Origin of the sequence: Pseudomonas granadensis, assembly GCF_900105485.1 — a bacterium.
GTDB classification, from domain to species: Bacteria; Pseudomonadota; Gammaproteobacteria; order Pseudomonadales; family Pseudomonadaceae; genus Aquipseudomonas; species Aquipseudomonas granadensis.
This window is the reverse complement of record NZ_LT629778.1, coordinates 1,708,464-1,731,675: the sequence shown is the minus strand read 5'-3', so window position 1 is coordinate 1,731,675 and position 23,212 is coordinate 1,708,464. Positions and strand designations below refer to the sequence as shown.

General features: G+C 63.3%; 2 protein-coding genes (1 of these 2 running past the window's edge). Both read right to left on the bottom strand.

Annotated features, from left to right (window positions below; all coding sequences use genetic code 11):
- Positions 1-10,895, bottom strand: the 5' portion of a protein-coding gene (locus tag BLU52_RS07630; RefSeq protein WP_090282609.1) for a non-ribosomal peptide synthetase. It extends 4,093 nt beyond the left edge of the window; only the first 10,895 of its 14,988 coding nucleotides appear in the window; the start codon lies at positions 10,893-10,895; its stop codon lies beyond the left edge, outside the window.
- Positions 10,895-23,212: a non-ribosomal peptide synthetase gene (locus BLU52_RS07625; RefSeq protein ID WP_090282608.1), complete on the bottom strand. Its 12,318-nt coding sequence runs from the start codon at positions 23,210-23,212 to the stop codon at positions 10,895-10,897. The genes BLU52_RS07630 and BLU52_RS07625 overlap by 1 nt, the downstream gene beginning before the upstream one ends.

The window sequence follows — 23,212 nt, the reverse complement described above, 5'->3', positions numbered from 1 at the left end:
ACCACCTGAATGGAGACAATCGAATCGCCGCCCAAGGCGAAGAAGCTGTCGCGAGTGCTGACCTGCGCCAGCCCCAGCACTTCCTTCCAGATATCCACCAGCGTCTGCTCGGTGGCGTTGACCGGTTCGACGTGTTGTTGCACCGCGTTCGATTCCGGCGCCGGCAAGCGCTTGCGATCGATCTTGCCGTTGGGGGTCAGCGGCAGTTGCGCCAGCCACAGGCGATGGCTGGGCACCATGTAGTCCGGCAGGGCTGAGCCCAGCCAGGTGCTGAGGCGGTCGTACAGATCCCCTTGCAACTCGGCACCGGCCTCGATCACTGTCGGATCGACCGGTACCAGATAGGCGATCAGTTGCTGGCTGCCCGTCACTTCACTGGCAATCACCACCGCTTCGCGCACTTCAGCATGCGCAACCAGGCGTGCTTCGATCTCGCCCAGTTCGATACGCAAGCCGCGAATCTTCACTTGGTGGTCGATGCGGCCAAGGTATTCGAGGTTGCCCTGTTCACGCTGGCGAATCAGGTCGCCGGTGCGGTACAGGCGCTCGCCGTTGCCGCTGAATGGATTGGGGACGAAACGTTCGGCAGTCATCGCCGCACGGCCAAGGTAACCGCGGGTGATGCCAGCGCCGGACAGGTACAGCTCCGCTGCAACGCCCTGCGGTACGAGATGCAGATCGGCATCCAGCAAATGACTGGCGCTGTGATCGAGAGCACGACCGATACGCGGTTGACCACCCGAAACACGGCGGGTCCAGGTCGAATAGGTGGTGTCTTCCGACGGGCCGTACAGGTCGTAGACGTGCTCAACGTTCGGCTGTTGATACAGCGCGTCGACCAGGCCTTGCTTGAGCGGTTCGCCGGCCAGATTGATGATCCGTACGCTGGCAGGAATCTGCCCGGCACGTTGCAGTGCGGCGATCGCTGACGGCACGGTGTTGATCAACCGCACCTGATCGCGCGCCGGCAATTGCGCCAGCTCCAAAGCGTTGCGCGCGATGATCAGCGAACCGCCGTTGGCCAACGTTACGAACAGCTCCCACACCGACAAATCGAAGCACACTGACGTCGACGCCAGCACGCCTTGAATATCGTCGCGGCTGTAGGCCTTGGCCGACCAGTCGATCAGTGCCATGACGTTGCGATGGGCGATCGCCACGCCTTTTGGCTTGCCGGTGGAGCCGGAGGTGTAGATCACAAAGGCGAGGTTGTCGGGCTGCACGTTCGTTTGCGGCGCAGCGGTTGGGTACCGGCTCAGATCAACCAGATCCATCAGCACCACTTGGGTTTGGGCCGGTACGCTCAACGTCGCGGCGACCGCTTGCTCGGTGAGCAACACTCGCGCACGGCTGTCTTCGAGCATGTAAGCGACGCGATCGGCCGGGTAATCCGGGTCCAGCGGCACATAGGCGCCGCCAGCCTTGAGCACTGCCAGCAGCGCGATGAGCAACTGCTCGGAGCGCGGCATCGCCACGCCCACGCGCACTTCCGGGCCGACGCCCATTTCGGTCAGTTTGTGCGCCAGACGATTGGCCTGTGCGTCCAGTTCGGCGTAAGTCAGTTGACGGTCGCTGAACGTCACCGCCAGCGCATCAGGCGTCACCGCTACGCGATCGGAAATGGCCTGATGAATGCACTGTTCAGTGACGAACGAGGTGTCAACGCGAGGAACGTCTACGACCAACTGCAACTCGCCAAGCGTACGTTCGCTCGATTCGCTCATCTGCCCGAGCAAACGCTGCAGAAACTCGCCCAATTGCGCCACGCTGTGTGCGGCGAAGCTGTCGCACTGGTAGCTGAAGTGCATGGACAACTCGTCGCTCAGATGCACCAGCAGAGTCAGCGGGTAGTTGGTCTGTTCGTGGTTGGCGATTTCGCCGAAACGCAGTTCTTGCGGCGCGCCCTGGGCCAGCGCTTCGGATACCGGGTAGTTCTCGAACACCAGAATATTGTCGAACAGCGCTTCACCATTGCGCGCCGCCCAACGCTGAATGTCGAACAACGGCGTGTGTTCATGCTCGCGCAGCGCCAGGTTTTGCGCCTGTACGCTTTGCAGCCACTCGCCAACACTGAGTTGCGCACGCGGGCTGGCGATCACCGGCAGGGTGTTGATGAACAGGCCGATCTGCTGCTCGACGCCTTTGAGCTCGCTCGGGCGCCCGGCCACCGTGGCGCCGAACGCCACGCTCGCCTGCCCGGTCAGGCGCTGCAACAGCAACAGCCACGCCGCTTGAATCAGCGTGTTGACGGTAACTTTCTGCTGCCGGGCGAACTCGCCCAATTGCCGGGTTTGCAGTGAATCGAGCACACAGAAATGCTCGCCATGGCCCTGTTGTGCGGCGTCGCCACGCTGCGCCTGGAGTGCCGGCGCCAACAAGGTCGGCGCCTCCAGCTCCGCCAGTTGCGCGGTCCAGTAATGCTCGCTGGCCTGGACATCCTGACCTTGCAGCCACTCGATGTAATCGCGATACCGCCCGGCCAGCGCCGGCTGGGCGATGCCGCTGTAACGCTGCAAGACCTCGCCAAGCAACTGCGAGTTGCTCCAGCCGTCCATCAGGATGTGATGGTTGGTGTAGATCAAATGGCAGCGCTGCGCATCGAGACGCACCACCACCATCCGCAGCAACGGCCCCTGACTCAGGTCGAAACCCTGCGCCTGCTCGGCCGCGGCCAGTGCATTGAGTTCATTCGGGCAAGCGTCGCGCTCGCGCCAGTCGAGCACGCTGAAGGGCATCTGCAAATGTTTGTGCACCACTTGCAGCGGCCGTGTCAGTTGGCCTTGCCAGACAAAACCGGTGCGCAGGATATCGTGGTGATCCACCGCCGCTTGCCACGCCTGCTGGAAGCGCTGCGGGTCGAGGCCTTCGACATCGAGGCGAACCTGGTTGAGGTAATCACCGCTGGCCTGCTCGTAGAGGCTGTGGAACAACATGCCCTGCTGCATCGCCGACAGCGGATAGACGTCGGCGATCTGCTGCGCCGGCACCGGCAAGTTATCGAGTTGCGCCTGAGTCAGCCCGGCCAGCGGGACGTCCGAGGGGGTCAGGCCGTCGACGCCTGGGGTCAGGCAATGCTCGATCAGCGCGGTCAGCTCGTCAGCGTAATCCGCCGCGAGGGCTTCGATGTTCGCCGTGTCGAAACGCTCGGTGCTGAATGTCCAGCCGACGCGCAACTCACCGCCATACACCTGACCATTAAGGGTCAACCAGTTACCCAGCGGCGCGTCCGCGCTCTGGTCGAGGCCGGCGTTGTCCGGCGCGGGGGCAAACAGCGCCGCCTCGTCAGCGGCGAAACTGCCGTCGAACTGGCCGAGGTAGTTAAAGGTGATGCGCGGCGTCGGCAAGGCGCGCAGGCTTTGCTGTGCGTCAGCATTGCCGAGATGACGCAATGCTCCGAAACCAATGCCCTTGTTGGGGATCGAGCGCAGTTGCTCCTTGACCTGTTTGATCGTCTCGCCGGGCGTTTGCGCCGGGGTCAGGCGCACCGGAAACAGGCTGGTGAACCAGCCCACCGTGCGGGTCAGGTCCACGCCGTCGAACAATTCTTCGCGACCATGACCTTCGAGCTGAATCAGCGTCGACGGTTGCCCGCTCCAACGGCCGATCACCCGCGCCAGTGCGGTCAGCAACAGGTCGTTGACCTGGGTGCGATAGGCCGCCGGGGCTTGCTGCAGCAATTGGCGGGTCAGATCCGTGCCCAGCCTGGTCTGCACGGTCTGCGCCAGACGATTGTGCTGCCCGGCATCCACGCGTTTGCAGGGCAAGTCGGTGCTGACATCGCGCAAGCAAGCCTGCCAGTACGCCAGCTCCTGCTGCAACGCTGTGCTGTTGGCGTAGCGCTGCATGTGTTCGCTCCAGTCCTTGAAGGCGCTGGTTTTCGCCGGCAGGCGCAGCGGCTGGCCGTCGAGCAATTGCTGATACGCGTTCTGCAGGTCTTCGAGCAGAATCCGCCACGACACACCGTCCACTGCCAGGTGATGGATCAACAGGTGCAAACGTTGCGTGCCGTCAGCCAGTTGCGCCAGCACCGCGCGCAGCAGCGGCCCGTTTTGCAGGTCGAGGCTGCGCTGGGCGCGGTTGCCCAAGGCTTCCAGCGCCGTGGCATCGGCGACCTGCTCCTGCCACAGCAAATTATCCGGCAGGTTTTCGACGGCACGGTGCTCGGCCTGCCACACGCCACCACGCTGAGTGAAGCTCAGGCGCAGGGCATCGTGATGGGCAACCAGCGCCCGCAGCACTTGCTCGATCTTGTCCGCATCCAGTGGCTGACGCGGCTTGAGCAGCACCGACTGGTTCCAGTGATGGCGCTCAGGAATGTCGTCTTCGAAGAATTGCTGCTGAATCGGCAGCAGCAGCGCTGCCCCGCTCACCGCTTGTTGATCGATCGATGAGGGTTCCGCGCCCAATTGCGCAACCAGCGCCAGTCGCGCAATGGTCTGATGCTGGAACAGGTCTTTCGGGTTCAGGCCAATCCCGGCCTGACGCGCGCGGCTGACCACTTGAATCGAGATGATCGAGTCGCCGCCCAATTCGAAGAAATTATCGTTAAGGCCGACTTGCGGCAACTTCAGCACGTCTTGCCAGATCGCTGCCAGACGCTGTTCCAGCTCGCTTTGCGGCGCCTGAAAAGCTTGCTGGGCCTGACTCGCATCCGGTGCAGGCAGCGCACTGCGGTTGAGTTTGCCGTTGGCGGTCAACGGCAATTGCGCGAGCAGCAGCAGGTGCGCCGGGATCATGTGATCCGGCAGGTTGTCCTTGAGTTCGGCACGCACGCTGTCGCGCCACTGCGCCTGCTCGGCCGCACTGGCCTCAAGCAACGCAGCATCCTGCGGCACCAGCCACGCGACCAGTTGCTGACCGCTGAGGCCCGATTGCGCGAGCACCACGGCCTGGCGCACGGTTTTCTGAGCCTGCAGTTGCGCTTCGATCTCGCCCAGTTCGATACGGAAACCACGGATTTTCACCTGATGGTCGATTCGCCCGATGTACTCGACGACGCCGTCGGCGCGATAGCGGGCGAGATCGCCGGTGCGATACAGACGACCGCCATCTGCCGCAAACGGGTCGGGGATGAATCGCAGTGACGTCAGATCGGCACGGTTCAGATAACCGCGCGCCAGACCGGCACGCCCGACGTACAGCTCACCGATGCAACCCTTGGCCACCGGATTCAGATCAGCGTCGAGCAGATACCACGACAGATCCGGGATTGGCACGCCGATCGGGCTGCTGGCGTCGGCCTGCAAATCGGCCATCGACAGCGGACGGTAAGTGACGTGAACGGTGGTTTCGGTGATGCCGTACATGTTGATCAGTTGCGGCGCCTGATCGCCAAAACGCTCGAACCACGGCCGCAGGCTCTTCACCTCCAATGCCTCGCCGCCGAACACCACATAACGCAGCGCCGGCTGTTGCGCGGCGTGCTCCGGCGCGCAGGCCACTTGCATCAATTGCTTGAACGCCGAAGGCGTCTGATTGAGTACGGTGACGCCTTCACGGCAGAGCAGGACAAAGAAATCTTCTGGCGAGCGGCTGACCTCGTAAGGCACCACGACCAGTTTGCCGCCGTACAACAGCGCACCGAAAATCTCCCACACGGAGAAGTCGAAGGCGTAGGAATGGAACAGGCTCCAGACATCGTCCGCGCTGAAATCGAACCAGGCATCGGTGGCCTCGAACAGGCGCAGCACATTGCGATGCGCGAGCAAGGTGCCCTTTGGCTGGCCGGTCGAACCGGAGGTGTAAATCACATAGGCGAGGTTGTCGGCGCTCATGCTGACTTGCGGATTGCAGTCGCTGTAGCCTTCAAGGTCTTCACCCTGCTGATCGAGCATCAGGCTGTGCACGGCATCCGGCACCGGCAACTGCGCAAGCAGATGGCGTTGGGTCAGCAGCAAACCGATGCCACTGTCGCCGATCATGTAGCTCAGGCGCTCTTGCGGATAGCTCGGATCCAGCGGCACATAAGCGCCGCCGGCCTTGAGAATCGCCAACAGACCGACCAGCATGTCGAGGCTGCGCTCCACCGCCAGACCGACGCGCACATCCGGGCCGACACCCTGCGCAATCAGTTGGTGGGCCCATTGGTTGGCGCGGCGGTTGAGCGCGGCATAACTCATTGTTTCACCGGCGCAGCTCACGGCGATGGCGTTGGGTGCGCGAGCGGCCTGGGCTTCGATCAGATGATGCAGGCACTGTTCGCTGGGGAAATCGACGACCGCCGGGTTCCATTGCAGCAGGGTCGCCTCGCGCTCGGCGGCATTGTGCAGCGGCAGATCAGCGATGCGGTGAGCACTGTCGGCGACGATGCCGTGCAGCAGATTGAGCCAGTGTTGCGCCAGGCGCTCGATGGTCGCCAGGTCAAACAAATCGGTGGCATAGGTCAGCTCGGCCCAGACGTTGTCAGCCGATTCGAACGTGTTCAGGGTCAGGTCGAACTGCGCGGTGTTCGAGGCCCATGGCAAGCCTTCGATGTGCAATTGCGGCAGGCGGGTTGCGCCCTGCCCCTGTCGGGCCTGACTCTGGTGATTGTGCATCACCTGGAACAGCGGGCTGTGGCTGAGGCTGCGTTCCGGTTGCAGCGCGTCGACCAGTTGCTCGAACGGCAGATCCTGATGGGCTTGCGCGCCGAGCACGCTGTTTTTCACTTGTTGCAGCAGGCTGCGGACGGTCTGCTGACTGTCGAATTCGGCCTTGAGCACCTGAGTGTTGACGAAAAACCCGATCAGGCCTTCGGTCTCGACCCGATTGCGGTTGGCCACCGGTACGCCGACGCGGATATCAGCCTGTCCGCTGTAGCGATGCAGCAGGGTCTGGAATGACGCCAGCAGCAGCACAAACAGGGTAACGTTTTCACGCTGCGCGACCTGCTTGAGCGCCGTCGCCAGTTCAAGACTCAGCGGGACATCGTGTCGTGCACCGCGATAGCTTTGCTCGGCGGGGCGTGGACGGTCGCTCGGCAGTTCCAGCAATGGCTGCTCACCGTCGCCAAGTTGCGCCGTCCAGTAATTCAATTGACGCTCGCGCTCACCGGCGTCCATCCACTGTTTTTGCCACGCCGCGTAATCGGCGTATTGCACTGGCAATGCCGGCAATTGCGCGATCTGACCCTGGCTGTAAGCGGCGTATAACGCCACCAGCTCATCGACCATGACATTCATCGACCAGCCATCGGAGACGATGTGGTGCAAGGTAATGACCAGCGCGTGATCGTCCGCGGCCAGACGCAGCAATTTCACCCGCAGCAGCGGGCCTTGCTGGAGATCGAACAGGTGCAGGGTTTCTGCCGCGACCAGCGCTTGCAATGCCGCATCATCCAGCCCCGCCGCGTCCTGCACTTGCAGGTCCAGCGCGCCGTGGGCCTGAATCACTTGCAGGGTTGTGCCCTGCTGTTCGACGAAGCAGGTGCGCAGGGATTCGTGACGTTCGATCAGCGCATCGAAGCTCTGCTGCAACGCTGGCAAATCCAGCTCGCCGCGCAGACGCAGCGCCGCAGGGACGTGATATGCCGTGCTGGTCGGCTCCAGTTGCCAGAGGAACCACTGACGTTCCTGCGCATAGGAAAGCGGCAACGGTTGTAGACGGGGCAAGGCAACAATCGGCGGTTCTTCGGTTGCCTGATCGACGCCCAGTGCGCCAACGAAACCTTCCAGCGTGCTGTGTTCGAACAGGCTGCGCAGCGGCACTTGCACGTTGAGCGCCTGACGCACGCGCGACACCACTTGGGTCACCAGCAACGAGTGGCCACCCAGTTCGAAGAAGTTATCGCTGAGGCCTACTCGGTCCAGCTGCAACACCGCTTGCCAGATCTCGGCGACGGCGTGTTGGGTGACGGTTTGTGGCGCAACGTAAGTTGACTGCAACTGGCTGGCGTCTGGCGCCGGCAAGGCTTTGCGGTCAACTTTGCCATTCGGGGTCAGCGGCAGTTGTGCGAGAAACAGCAAGTGCGCCGGCACCATGTAATCCGGCAGTTCGGCCTTGAGGCTGGCCTTGAGTGCGGCGCGCAGCTCGGCTTCATCGATAGCGCTGGCAGACGGCACCACATAGCCGACCAGTTGCGCGCCGGTCGGGCCGTCCTGCGCAACCACCACGGTTTCGCGCACGCTGTCGAGAGCGAGCAAGCGGGCTTCGATCTCGCCCAACTCGATACGAAAACCGCGAATCTTCACCTGATGGTCGATACGCCCGATGTATTCGATCACACCTTCGGCGCGATAACGGGTCAGGTCGCCGGTGCGGTACAGACGCGCACCGGTTGTGGAAAACGGGTCTGGCACAAAACGTTCGGCGGTCAGGTCCGGACGCTGGAAATAACCGCGCGCCAGGCCCTCGCCACCGATCAACAATTCACCGGGCGCGCCGAGCGGATTCAGCTCAAGGTCGCTGCCGAGGATGTACAACGCGGTGTTGTCGATCGGCGTGCCGAGGAATGGCCGGCTGTTGCCGGCACTCAGGGCATGTTGCGCCGACCAGATGGTGGTCTCGGTCGGGCCGTACAGGTTCCACACGTTCGGCGTCAGCGCCAGCATGCGCGTGGCCAGTTCCTGCGGCAGCGCCTCACCGCCACAGAGGAACGTGCGGCCCTTGAGAATCGCTGCGTGTTCGTGATCGAGCAGCATGCGCCAGGTCGACGGTGTGGCTTGCAGAATGCTGACGGCGTGACGCTCGATCAGTTCGAGTACTGCGTGCGGGTCCTGATGCACGTCCTTGCCAGTCATTACCACGCAGGCGCCAGCCAGCAGCGGGCCGTAGATTTCCAGGCCGAAAATATCGAAGGAGAACGTGGTCAGCGAGAGCATGCGATCGGCGGCGGCAATCCCCGGCTGCTTGATCATGCTCGCGACAAAATTGCTCAGCGCCGCGTGGCGCACCATCACGCCTTTGGGTTTACCGGTGGAGCCCGAGGTGTAGATCGTATAGGCCAGGTGTTCGCCATTGACGGCAACCTGCGGCGCAGTCTGTGGGTAAGTCGCCAGCCAGTCTGCGGGCTGATCGAGCAGCAGCGTTTGCACACCCTCCGGGATCGGCAACTGCGCCTGCACAGGCGTCTGGGTCAGCAGCCATTGCAGGCCGCTGTCCTCGATCATGTAGGCCAGCCGCTCCTGTGGATACGCCGGGTCCAGCGGGACATAAGCACCGCCGGCCTTGAGAATCGCCAGCAGTCCGACGAGCATGTCGGCACTGCGCTCGACTGCAATCCCCACCAGTCGGTCCGGCCCTACGCCGGCCTCGATCAGCTTGTGCGCGAGCTGGTTGGCGCGGGCATCGAGCTCGCCGTAGGTCAGCACCTCATCGCCGATGATCAACGCCGTGGCGTGCGGATTCTGTCGCGCCTGCAAGGCGAAGTCCTGCTGCACGCAGTCGCCGTGCGCGCGGTGATCCGTCACGCGGAACCAATCCTGCAGCAGCACGCCTTGCTCGGCTTGTTCCAGCAGCGGCAGCTCGCCGACACGTTGCGTTGGAGCGGTGACGATGCCTTGCAACAGGTTTTGCCAATGACGGGCCAGACGCTCGACCGTTTCAGGCTTGAACAGGTCGGTGGCGTAGGTCAATTCGGCGGCAAAACCGTCGCTGGATTCGTAGGTATTGAGGGTCAGGTCGAACTGCGCCGTGCGCCCTTCCCACTGCACGTCCTCGACGCTGAGTTGCGGCAACCGGGCCGCGCTGCGCCCTGAGTCACGACCGGTCTGGTGGTTGAACATCACCTGGAACACCGGGCTGTGACTCAGACTGCGCTGCGGTTGCAGCGCTTCGATCAGTTGCTCGAACGGCAGGTCCTGGTGCGCCTGCGCCGCCAGCGCCGCTTGCTTGACCTGGACCAGTAACTGGTTGAACGGCAGTTGCCCATTGATCTCGGCGTGCAACACCTGAGTGTTGACGAAGAAGCCGATCAGGCCTTCGGTCTCGACGCGGTTACGGTTGGCGGTCGGCACTCCAACGCGAATCTGCGCCTGGCCACTGTAGCGATACAGCAATGCCTGGAACGATGCCAGCAAAACCATGAACAGGCTCGCGCCCTCGCGCTGGGCCAGTTGCTTGAGCGCATCGCCGAGTGCCGCCGGCAGGCTCAGTTCGAGGCGTGCCCCGCGCAGGCTTTGCACGGCCGGACGAGGGAAGTCGATCGGCAATTCCAGCACCGGCTGCTCGCCGTCCAGGGTCTTGATCCAGTACGCCAGTTGCCGCTCGCGTTCGCCCGCCTCCAGCCAGTGCCGTTGCCAGATCGCGTAATCAGCGTATTGCACCTCCAGCGCCGGCAGGCTCAGCGGCTGCCCGGCGGTGTCGGCGGCGTAATGCTGGATCAGTTCATTGACCAGCACCTTGATCGACCAGCCATCGGAAATGATGTGGTGCTGGATCAACACCAGCACATGGTCGTCCGCGCCGATTTCGAGCAACGCCACGCGCAGCAGCGGGCCGTGTTGCAGATCGAACGGGCGCACCGTCTCGCTTTCAACGAACGCCTTGATCGCCGCCTCGCTGCCGGCTGCATCGAGCCCTGTGGGCAGCGCTGCCACGGCGATGTTCAATGGCAACTGCGGATGAATCACCTGGCAAAAGCTGTCGCCGTACTCAGTGAAGGTGGTGCGCAAACTTTCGTGCCGCGCCGCCACGGCGTTGAAGCTGCGCTCCAGCGCGGCGACGTCCAGTTGCCCCTTGAGGCGCAAGGCGCTGGGGATGTGATAAGCGCTGCTGTGCGGGTCCATTTGCCAGAGGAACAACTGGCGTTCCTGCGCATACGACAGAGGAACCGCCGCAAACCCGGAACGCGTCTCCGGGATCGGCAGATTGGCCGGCGAGACGCCCTCTTCAAGCATCTTCTCCAGGTACAGTTTGCGTTTGTCCAGCGGCAGAGTGATAAAGCGCTTGGCTACCCTCAAAGCAACACTCTTGTCCATCAGACTTCCTCCATATCGTCAAGCAGGGCTTCCAGCTTGCTCAGTTTCTGTTCGTTGATTGCCCCGCCTCCTGTATCGAGTCGAGCGACAAAATCGCTCAGGACGGGGTGCTGGAATAACAGTTGCGGGGTCAGCGTCAGGCCCAGTTCAAGGGCGATGCGCGACACCACGTTGACCGCCAGCAGCGAGTGCCCGCCCAGTTCGAAGAAGTGATCGCTGCGACCGATACGTTCGACGTCGAGTACTTGCTGCCAGATCGCCGCGACCTGCTGCTCAAGCTCGCTCTGCGGCGCGACATACGCGGCCTGCATCTGGCTGGCATCCACCGTCGGCAAGGCCTTGCGGTCGAGTTTGCCGTTGGGGGTCAGTGGCAACTGCTCAAGAAACAACAGGTGCGCGGGAATCATGTAGTCAGGTAACGAAGACTTGAGGCCAGTCTTTAGTCCGTCGCGCAGTTGCCGCTGTGCTTGACCGTCCTGCATGTCCAGTTGCGGAGCGACCACGTAGGCCACCAGTTGCGCGCCGCTATCGCTGTCCACCGCCAGCACCGCCGCTTGCATAACCTCGGCTTGAGCGAGCAATCGCGCCTCGATCTCACCCAGTTCGATACGGAATCCACGAATTTTCACTTGATGGTCGATACGCCCCAGATACTCCAGTTCGGCGTTTTCGCGCTGGCGAATCAGGTCGCCGGTGCGATACAGGCGCTCGCCGTTGCCGCTGAATGGATTAGGGACGAAACGCTCGGCAGTCATCGCCGCGCGGCCGAGGTAACCACGGGTGATGCCAGCGCCGGACAGGTACAGCTCCGCTGCAACGCCCTGCGGTACGAGATGCAGATCGGCATCCAGCAAATGACTGGCGCTGTGATCGAGAGCACGACCGATACGCGGTTGACCACCCGAAACACGGCGGGTCCAGGTCGAATAGGTGGTGTCTTCCGACGGGCCGTACAGGTCGTAGACGTGCTCAACGTTCGGCTGTTGATACAGCGCGTCGACCAGGCCTTGCTTGAGCGGTTCGCCGGCCAGATTGATGATCCGTACGCTGGCAGGAATCTGCCCGGCACGCTGCAATGCGGCAATAGCTGATGGCACAGTGTTGATCAACCGCACCTGATCGCGCGCCGGCAATTGCGCCAGCTCCAAAGCGTTGCGCGCGATGATCAGCGAACCGCCGTTGGCCAACGTTACGAACAGCTCCCACACCGACAAATCGAAGCACACCGACGTCGACGCCAGCACCCCCTGAATATCGTCGCGGCTGTAGACCCTGGCCGACCAGTCGATCAACGCCATGACGTTGCGATGGGCAATCGCCACGCCTTTTGGCTTGCCGGTGGAGCCGGAGGTGTAGATCACATAGGCGAGATTGTCCGGCTGCACGTTCGTTTGCGGCGCAGCGGTTGGGTACCGGCTCAGATCAACCAGATCCATCAGCACCACTTGGGTTTGGGCCGGTACGCTCAATGTCGCAGCGACCGCTTGCGAGGTGAGCAACACCCGCGCACGGCTGTCTTCGAGCATGTAAGCGACGCGATCGGCCGGGTAATCCGGGTCCAGCGGCACATAGGCGCCGCCAGCCTTGAGCACCGCCAGCAGGGCGACCAGCAACTGCTCGGAGCGCGGCATCGCCACGCCCACGCGCGCTTCCGGGCCGACGCCCATTTCGATCAGTTTGTGGGCCAGACGATTGGCCTGTGCGTCCAGTCCGGCGTAGCTCAATTGTCTATCGTTGAAGGTCACCGCCAGTGCATCAGGCGCCGCTGCTACCTGCTCGGCAATCGCCTGATGAATGCACTGTTCAGTGACGAACGAGGTGTCAACGCGAGGAACGTCTACGACCAGCTGCAACTCGCCAAGCGTGCGCTCGCCCGCCTCGCTCATCTGCATCAGCAGACGCTGCAGATGCGCGCCCAACTGCGCCACGCTGGCCGGAGCGAAGCAGTCACGCTGATAGCTGAAATGCACCGATAGCTGCGCGCCCAGATTCACCAGCAGGGTCAGCGGATAGTTGGTCTGCTCCTGATTGACCACCGCGCCAAAACGCAGGCCTTGCGGCGCGCCACGCTCCAGCGCCTCGGCAATCGGGTAGTTCTCGAACACCATCAGGCTGTCGAACAGCGCATCGCCGCCCTGCCCGGCCCAACGCTGAATGTCGGCCAGCGGCGTGTGTTCGAATTCCCGAGAGGCGAGGTTTTGCCCCTGCACGGCTTGCAGCCATTCGCTCAGACCCTGCTGCGCGTGCGGCGCGGCGACCACCGGCAAGGTGTTGATGAACAGGCCGATCTGCGCCTCGACGCCCGGCACATCGGCTGGCCGCCCAGCCACGGTCGCGCCGAAGGCCACGCAGGTTTTTCCGGTGTAGCGCTGCAACAGCAGCAACCACGCCGCTTGCACCAGAGTGTTGACGGTGACTTTCGCCGCCCGGGCAAATTCGCTCAGGCGCCGGGTCAGGTCGGCGTCCAGCACTTGGTAATGGTCACCATAACCGACGCTCGGCAAAGCGTCGTGCGGCCGCGCAATGGCATCGGCCAGACGCGTCGGCTCGTGCAGTTCGCGCAACGTTGCCAGCCAGTAATGTTCGGCCGCCGCCGCGTCCTGACGCTGCAACCAGCCGATGTAATCACGATAGCGCCCCGCTGGCCGCGCGACCGCTTCGCCGCGGTAGTGCTGCAGGACTTCGCCAAGCAACTGCGCGCTGCTCCAGCCGTCCATCAGGATGTGGTGATTGGTGTAGATCAGGTGATGACGATCGGTCGCCGTGCGAACCAGCACCAGACGCAACAACGGCGCACTGTTCAGGTCCAGGCCCAGCGCTCGCTCTTCGTCGGCGAGGGTTTGCAATGCCGCGTCGAGGTCGCTCTTGCCGCGCCAGTCGATGACGCTGAACGGCACCTCGACCTGACGCTGCACCACTTGCAGCGGTTGCGGCAGATCGCCCTGCCAGAAGAAGCCACTGCGCAAAATGTCATGGGCATCCACTGCCGCTTGCCAGGCCGCACGGAAGCGCTGCGGCTCGACACCGTCGACGTCGAGGCGCATCTGGTTGATGTAATCGCCATTGCCGTGTTCGAGCAGGGTGTGGAACAGCATGCCCTGCTGCATGGGCGACAACGGGTAGATGTCGTCGATGCTCTGCGGCGCCAGCACCCATCCATCGAGTTGCGCTTGCGACAACTGCGCCAGCGGGAAATCCGACGGCGTCACGCCACGGTTGCCGCTGTCGCAGCAATGGCCGATCAGTGCCGTCAGCTCCTGCACATAGTCATCGGCCAGGCGCTGAATGGTCGCCGCATCGAACAGGCCGCTGCTGTAGGTCCAGTTCAGGTCCAGCTCACCGCCGAAGACTTTGCCGTTCAGCGCCAGTGGATTGCCCAGCGGACCTTGCAGGTTGACTTCGGCACCGGCGGCTTCGCCGGTCGGTACGAACAAGGCCTGATCGGCCTCGCCAAAACTGCCGTCGAACTGACCCAGATAGTTGAAGGTCAGGCGCGGTACCGGCAAGGCTTGCAGGGCCTGGCGTGCCTGTTCATCGCCCAGGTACGCCAGCGCGCCAAAGCCGATGCCCTTGTGCGGAATCGCCCGCAGTTGTTCTTTGACTTGCTTGAGCGAGGCGCCCAGCTCGGCGGCCGGCGTCAGGCAGGCCGGGTAGACGCTGGTGAACCAGCCGACGCTGCGGGTCAGGTCGATGTGCTCGAACAGATCTTCGCGACCGTGGCCCTCGAGCAGCACCAGCGCCTTGTCGGCACCGGTCCAGCGCACCAGCACCCGCGCCAGCGCGGTCAGCAGCAGGTCGTTGACTTGCGTGCGATAGGCCTGGGGTGCGTCCTGCAACAGCTGGCGAGTCAGGGTCTTGTCCAGTTTGCTACGAATAGTCAGCGCCTGATCGTGTCGTTGCCCACCGTCCGGACGGTCGTACGGCAACGCCGCCGAGGCACCGTGCAACTGCTGCTGCCAGAAGCCCGGTTCGGCTTGCAAGGCAGGGCTGTTAGCGTAGTCCTGCAACGCCGTTGCCCAGTCCCTGACCGCGCTGGTTTTCGCCGGAAGCTGCACAGCCTGCCCGGCGCTGATCTGCCGATAAGCGTTTTGCAGGTCTTCGAACAGAATCCGCCACGACACGCCATCGACCACCAGGTGATGGACGATCAGCAACAGCCGTTGCGAACCGTCAGCCAGATCGGCCAGCACCGCGCGAATCAGCGAACCGCCACTCAGTTGCAGGCTGCGCTGCGCCTTGTCGCCCAGCGTCTCTAAAGCTTCGAGGTCAGCGACCTCGACCTGCCAAAGAATCGTTTCGCCCGCTTGGGTGGCGACGTCGCGGTAATGCGCAGCCCAGCCGTCAGCCTGCTCGACAAATTGCAGACGCAAGCTGTCGTGGTGCACAACCAGCGCATCCAGCGCTTGCTCCAGCAACTGTGCGTTCAGCGTTTGCGAGGGTTTGAGCATCACCGACTGGTTCCAGTGATGGCGGTCAGGGATTGCTTGCGCGAAGAATTCCTGATGAATCGGCAGCAGCGCGCTGCTGCCGGTCACCGCGTGCTGATCGATCAGGTGCAGCGCTTCACCGGTCTGCGCGACCACGGCCAGCGCGGCAATGGTCTGGTGCTCGAAGAGGTCTTTGGGGGTGAAGCGAATCCCGGCTTGCCGCGCACGGCTGACCACCTGAATCGAGATGATCGAATCGCCGCCCAGCTCGAAGAAGTTGTCGCTGATGCCGACCTGCTCAAGCTTGAGCACGTCCTGCCAGATCGCCGCCAGTTGCTGCTCCAGCGCGGTCTGCGGCGCCACATAAGTCTGCTGCAATTGGCTGACATCCGGCTTCGGCAGGTTCTTGCGATCGAGTTTGCCGTTCGGGGTCAATGGCAGACGCTCAAGGCGCAAAACGTACGCCGGAACCATGTGCGCCGGCAGACTGGCCGCGAGTTGCGCGCGCAGTTCTTCAGTAAAGTCGGCACGGCTCGAATCACTGACCACGTACGCCACCAGACGCTTGCCGCTGCCGCCACTGCCTTCCTGCGCAATCACCACCGCTTCGCGCACGCCGGCAAGGGCTTGCAGGGCGGCTTCGACCTCGCCGAGCTCGATGCGGAAACCACGGATTTTCACCTGATTGTCGATGCGATCGAGGTAGTCGAAGGTACCGTCGCCGCGCTGGCGCACCAGATCCCCGGTGCGATAAAGCAAGCCACCGGTGCTGAACGGATCAGCAACGAAGCGTTCGCCAGTCAACCCCGGACGATTCAGGTAACCACGCGCCAGACCGCTGCCACCGAGGTACAACTCACCGGCCATGCCTTGTGGCAGCAGGTTCAGCGCAGCGTCGAGGACATAAGCGCTGCGGTCGCCGATACGGCTGCCGATCGGCGCGTAGGCCGCGCCGCACGGCTCTTCGCGGCCGGCCTTCCATATCAGCGGCGTGACCACGGTTTCGGTCGGGCCGTAGCCGTTGATGATGTAATCCGGATCCAGCGCGCGTTTGACCCGCTCGAAACTGGCGCTCGGCACAGCATCGCCGCCGAAGCAGTAGATTCGCACTTTCGGTGGGTTGCCGACGCGCTCGGCATGCTCGGCCAGTTGCTGCAGATACACCGGCGGGAACGCCACCACGGTCACACCGTGTTCGATCATCGCGTTATAGGTCTGCTCCGGCGTCCACAAGGTGTCGTCGCGAATCAGCAGCGAGGCGCCGTGGGTCAGGCTGGTGAGCCAGCGTTCGTGGGCGCCGTCGAAGGCGAACGACATGAAGTGGAATTCGCAGTCGCTGTCGCGCATTTCATAGCGCTCACCGATGGCCTGGCAATGCATGGCCAACGGCCCGTGGGCGACGCTGACGCCTTTCGGATTGCCCGTGGAGCCGGAGGTGTAGATCACATAGGCGAGGTTGTCCGGGTCGAGGTTTACCGGCGGTGCTGCGACCGGCCATTCGCTCACCTCCAGACGATCCAGCTCCAGCAGCGGCACCCCTGCGGCGAGTGGCAGTTGCGCCGACACCGACGAATCGCTGATCAGCAGCGCCAGCCCGGAATCCTCGATCAGGTAGGCCAGACGCTCGCGCGGATAATGAGTATCCAGCGGCACATAGGCGCCGCCCGCCTTGAGCACCGCCAGCAGTGCAACGATCACCGACTCGCTGCGCGGCAGGGCCACGCCGACGCGGGTTTCCGCTCCGACGCCACGGGCGATCAGCGCATGGGCCAGTTGATTGGCGCGCTGGTCGATCTCGCCATAACTGAAATGCCTGCCATTGAAAATCACCGCGGTGCGCTGCGGACGCTCGGCGGCCAGCGCCGCAATGCGCTGATGCACACCGATATTCACCGGATACGGTTGCTGATGGTTTTCGCCTTGCTGGCGCGCATGCTCCTGAGCGTCTGCGAGGGCGATTTCACCGAGGTTACGCGTCGCTGACAGTGCGAATTGTTCGAGTAGTTGCAGCAAATGCGCACTGATGCCTTCGATCACCGCGCGAGCGAACTGGCCGCGGTCGAAGCTGTAGTGCAGCGCCAGTTGCTCGCCGAGGGTGACGGCGACGCTCAGCGCATAGTGGGTCTGCTCAAGATTGCCGACCTCGCCGAACTGCAGACCTTGCCCCGCCAGACTCAGCGCCTGGGCAATCGGGTAGTTTTCGAACACCAGAATGTTGTCGAACAGCGCTTCGCCGCCCTGCCCGGCCCAGCGCTGGATGTCCGCCAGCGGCGTGTGCTCGAAATCGCGCAGGCTGAGGTTCTGCGCCTGTACCGCTTGCAGCCAGTCGCCAACACTTTGATCCGGACGCGGCGCGCCGATCACCGGCAAGGTATTGATGAACAGACCGACCTGTTGCTCGATGCCCGGCAACTCGGCCGGACGCCCGGCCACCGTCGCCCCGAACGCCACCGCGTCAAGGCCGGTGTAGCGTTGCAGCAACAGCAGCCACGCGGCTTGCACCAGCGTGTTGACGGTGACTTTCTGCTGACGGGCGAACGCTTCCAGGCGTTGCGTGCGTTGCGCGTCCAGGGTCAGGTAATGATCGCCGTGACCGCTGTGCTGCTCGCCAGCAGTGGCCGCGCGCGCCAGTCGGGTCGGCTCGTGCAGCGCGGCCAGTTGCCCGGTCCAGAAGGCCTCGCTCAACTGGCCGTCCTGGCGTTGCAGCCAGGCGATGTAATCGCGATAACGCCCGCCATTGTTTACCGGCGCTCGACCGCTGTAGCGCTGCAACACTTCGCCAAGCAGCTGCGCGTTGCTCCAGCCGTCCATCAGGATGTGGTGATGGGTGTAAATCAGATGCCACTGCTCGGCGCCGGTTTGCACCAGCAGCAGTCGCAACAATGGCGCCTGCGTCAGATCGAAACCTTGCTGCCGCTCGGCATCCGCCAGTGTCGCGAGCGCCGTCGGTTGATCGTCGCGGTCACGCCAGTCGAGCGTGGTGAAGGGCAATTGCACCTGTTTGTGCACGATCTGCAGCGGCTGCGCCAGCTCGCCCTGCCAGACAAAACCGCTGCGCAAAATATCCTGCGCATCGACCGTGGCCTGCCACGCGGCGCGGAAGCGCTCAGGGTCGAGGCCTTGCACATCGACACGCAACTGGTTGATGTACTCACCCGCCGCCTGTTCGTACAGCGTGTGGAACAGCAAGCCCTGCTGCATCGGCGACAGCGGATAGACATCGTCAAGCTGACCTGCCGGCAGTGGCAGCGCATCGAGTTGCGTCTGGCTGATGCGCGCCAGCGGGAAGTCCGATGGCGTCGCCTGCGCGATTGGCAATGCACAGCAATGCTCGATCAGCGCATGCAACTCAATGGCGTACTGATCGACCAGCGCCTGCACCGTTGCACTGTCGAACATCTCGCGGCTGAAGCCCCAGCTCATCGACAGCTCACCGCCGTAGACCTGCCCTTCCACGGTCAGCCAGTTGGCGAGCGGCGCCGCCGGACTCTGGGCGACGCCGCTGGTTTCGGCGCACGGCACGAACAGTGCCGCCTCGTCGAACTGGCGGTCGAACTGGCCGAGATAATTGAACGTGATGCGCGGTGGCGCCAGCGCGGCCAGTTCGCCGCGCACCGCGGGCGCCGCCAGATAACGCAGCACGCCATAACCCAGACCTTTGTCCGGCACCGCGCGCAGTTGCTCCTTGATCATCTTGATCGAAGCGTCGAGGTCTTCGGCCGCGGTCAGCTTGACCGCAAACAGACTGGTCAACCAACCGACGGTGCGGGTCAGGTCGATGTCATCGAACAGGTCTTCGCGACCATGCCCTTCCAGTTCGATCAGCGTGCCCGGCTGCTGACTCCAGCGGCTGACGGTGCGTGTCAGCGCCGTGAGCAACAGGTCATTGACCTGAGTGCGATACGCCGCCGGCGCTTGTTGCAGCAACTGTCGAGTGCGCTCGGCGTCGAGGCGCCATTCGATTTTTTCGCCGTGGCGATTTTCCAGACTGCCCTGCGCGCGTTCGCACGGCAGATCCCGGGCGTCCTGATGCTGGGCTTTCCAGTACGCCAGTTGCTCATCGAAACGCGAAGCCTCGCCAGCAAGCCGCGCGGTCCACTGCTGAAACGCGTGGGTTTTCGCCGGCAATTGAATGCCGCCACCGGCCGCCCGTTGTTCATACGCCTGCTGCAGATCTTCCAGCAGTACGCGCCAGGAAACCCCGTCGACGACCAAGTGATGAATGATCAGCGCCAGACGCTGGCTACCGTCCGCCATGCTCACCAGTAATGCCCGCAGCAACGGCCCTTGTCGCAGGTCGAGGCTGCGCTGGGCCTGGTTGCACAGCGTCTGCAATTCTCCCGGGGATTTAGCGTCGCGCACCCACAGGTCAGCGCTATCGATCAGCGGACCATGGCTTTGCTGCCAGCCTTCAGCGCCTTCGACAAAGCGCAGGCGCAAGGCGTCGTGATGATTGATCAGTTGCGTCAGCGCCGCGTCGAGCCACTGCGCGTTCAGGGTTTCGCGCGGGATCAGCAGCAGCGACTGGTTCCAGTGTTCACGCACCGGCATCGCCTGACTGAAAAAATGCTGCTGGATCGGCCCGAGCACTGCGGCACCGGTTACAGCAGCCTGATCCACGGTGGTCTGTTGATCGAGACTTGCCACCCGCGCCAGGGTACGCACGGTCTGATACTGGAACAGATCGCGCGGGCTCAGGCGAATGCCGGCCTGTCGCGCGCGGCTGACCACTTGAATCGAGATGATCGAGTCGCCGCCCAGCTCGAAGAAATTGTCTTCCAGACCTACGCGCTCACGGCCGAGCACGTCTTCCCAGATCGCCGCGAGGGCTTTTTGCAGCGCATCCTGCGGCGCGACGAATGCTTGCTGTGGCGCGGCATCCGCTGGCGGCAAGGCCTTGCGATCAAGTTTGCCGTTGGCGGTGACCGGCAATTTCTCCAGCGTGATCAGGCAGGTTGGCACCATGAATTCCGGCAGGCTGCCGAGCAGCCAGGCTTTGACGTCTTGCTGCCAGTCAGCGGCCGGCTGCGGATGTTCCAGCACCAGCCAGGCGACCAGCTGTTTGCCATCCGGCACCAGCACTACCGCCTCACGCACCAACGGGTGCTGCATCAGGCGGGTTTCGATTTCGCCCAGTTCGATGCGCAAGCCGCGCAGCTTCACTTGATGGTCGAGACGACCGAGGTATTCGATCACCCCATCGCCACGCTGGCGCACCCGGTCGCCGGTGCGATAAAGGCGCGTGCCGGGATGGAACGGGCACGGCACGAAACGCTCCGCGGTCAGCGCCGGGCGCTGGTGATAACTGCGCGCCAGCCCGGCGCCGCCCAGGTACAGCTCGCCGGCCACACCACTGGGCACCGGCAGCAATTCGGCGTCGAGCACGTGGGTGCGCAGGTTGGCGATTGGCCGACCGATCGGCACGCTGTCGGCGCCCTCATCGACGCAAGTCCAGTGGGTAACGTCGATGGCTGCTTCGGTCGGGCCGTAGAGGTTGTAGAGCCCGGTAGCTGGCAGCTTGGCGAAGACCTGCAATTGCGCGTCCAGCGGCAAAGCTTCACCGCTGCAAACGATGCGTTTGAGGCCGACGCAGCTTTCCACGCCGGGCTCGTGAATGAATGCCTGCAACATCGACGGCACGAAGTGCAGCGTGCTGATGCCGTAGTGGTTGATGGTGTCGATCAGTTGCAGCGGATCGCGGTGCGCGCCCGGCGCGGCGACCACCAGCCGCGCACCGGTGAGCAGCGGCCAGAAGAACTCCCAGACCGAGACGTCGAAACTGAACGGGGTTTTCTGCAACACCGCATCGCTGGCGTCCAGCCCGTAGGCCTCCTGCATCCAGCACAAGCGGTTGACCAATGCCGCGTGGCTGTTGCCGGCGCCTTTCGGTTTACCGGTGGAGCCTGAGGTGTAAATCACGTAAGCCAGGTTCAACGGATCGACACTGACGTCGGGACGCTGGTCGCTATAGCCTTCGAGCAGATCGGGCTGGTCCAGCGTGATCACCTGCACCGCATCGGTCGGCAGCGCTGAGCGCAGCGCAGCCTGAGTCAACAGCAAAGTGATGCCGCTGTCCTCGATCATGTAGGCCAGGCGTTCCTGCGGGTATTCCGGATCGAGCGGCACGTAAGCGCCGCCGGCCTTGAGGACTGCCAGCAGCGCGACGACCATTTCCACTGACCGCAACGCGCAAACGCCGACCAGACTGTTGGCGCGCACGCCTTGTTCGCGCAGCAGATGCGCCAGACGGTTGGCCCGGGCGTCCAGTTCGGCATAGCTCAGCGACTGTCCAGCAAACAACAGCGCCGGTGCATCCGGTGTGCGCATGACCTGCGCTTCGATCAGTTGATGGATCGGCGTGCTGCTCGGGTAGTCCGCCTGAACGTTGTTCCAATCATGCACCAGAGTGTGTTGCTCGTCGGCGTCGAGCAGCGGCAATTCGCCGATGCGTTGCGACGGATCGGCGACCATCGCCGCAAGCAGGCGCAACCAGTGCTGCGCCATGCGCTCGATGGTCGGTGCCTCGAACAGATCGCTGGCGTAGGTCAATGCGGCACGCAGCCTGCCGCCCTGCTCGTAGGTGTCCAGCGTCAGGTCAAACTGAGTGGTGCGACTCTGCCAGTCGAGGCTGTCGAGCACCAGGCCCGAGGCAGTGCTGAGGCTGGCGATATCGGCCACGTGTGGTTGATGGTTGTACATCACCTGAAACAGCGGCGTGTGGCTGAGGCTGCGCTCAAGTTTCAGCGCGTCGACCAGTTGCTCGAACGGCAGATCCTGATGGGCCTGGGCGCCGAGCGCAGTTTCCTTGACGGCGCGCAGCAGAGCGTCGACACGAGTCTGCCCATCCAGTTGCGTGCGCAACACCTGGGTGTTGACGAAGAAGCCGATCAGCCCTTCGGTTTCACCACGGTTGCGGTTGGCAATCGGCACGCCGACGCGGATATCGCTCTGCCCGGTGTAACGGTGCAGCAAGGCGTTGAACGCCGCGAGCAACAGCATGAACAAGGTGACCTGGTGCTGCTGCGCGGTGTGGCGCAGTTGCCCGGCCAGGGCTTCATCGATGGCGAATTCGTAGCGCGTACCGCGATAGCTCGGCATCGCCGGGCGCGAATGGTCCAGCGGCAGTTCCAGCACCGGGTGCTCATCGCCCAGTTGCGCCTGCCAGTAATCGAGTTGCCGCGCCTGCTCGCCCGCCTCCAGCCAGCGTCGCTGCCACAGCGCGTAGTCGCTGTACTGGATCGGCAACGCGGCCAGTTGCGGCATGAGCCCGGCGTCGAACGCGTCGTAGCAACGGATGAACTCGTCGATCAGCACGTTCATCGACCAGCCATCGGAGACGATGTGGTGCAGGGTCAGCAGCAGCACGTGCTCCTGCTCCGCAAGCTGTAGCAAGGTCACGCGCAACAGCGGGCCGACCGCCAGATCGAACGGCAACAGCGATTGCCGTTCGGCGGCACTGACCACAGCCTGTTCCCGTTCGCTGGATGGCAGCGCGCTGAAATCTTCGTGGTTGATCACCAGTGGCGCCGTGGCCGGTACTTGCAGCAGGCTGTCGTCAGCCTGACGCTGGAACACCATGCGCAGGGTTTCGTGGCGCTCGACCAGACTGGCAAACGCCTGTTCCAGCGCGAGCAGATTCAGCTGACCGCTCAGGCGCACTGCACCCGGCAGGTTATAGGCGCCGCTCTGCGGATCGAGCTGCCAGAGAAACCACATGCGCCGCTGCGCGTAGGACAACGCCTGACGGTCCTCGGCCTCGATCCCGGTCGGAATCGGGAACCGGGCGAAATCAACGCCCTCCTTTTGCAGGGCCGCGAGGAACATCTGGCGCTTTTCCAGGGGCAACCCGATAAACCGGCGAGCAAGTTTCAAGGAGTCTTCAGCATTCAT

Excerpts from the sequence above, each read along its gene's own strand:
- BLU52_RS07625 (WP_090282608.1), bottom strand. The coding sequence starts at position 23,212 with ATGAATGCTGAAGACTCCTTGAAACTTGCTCGCCGGTTTATCGGGTTG.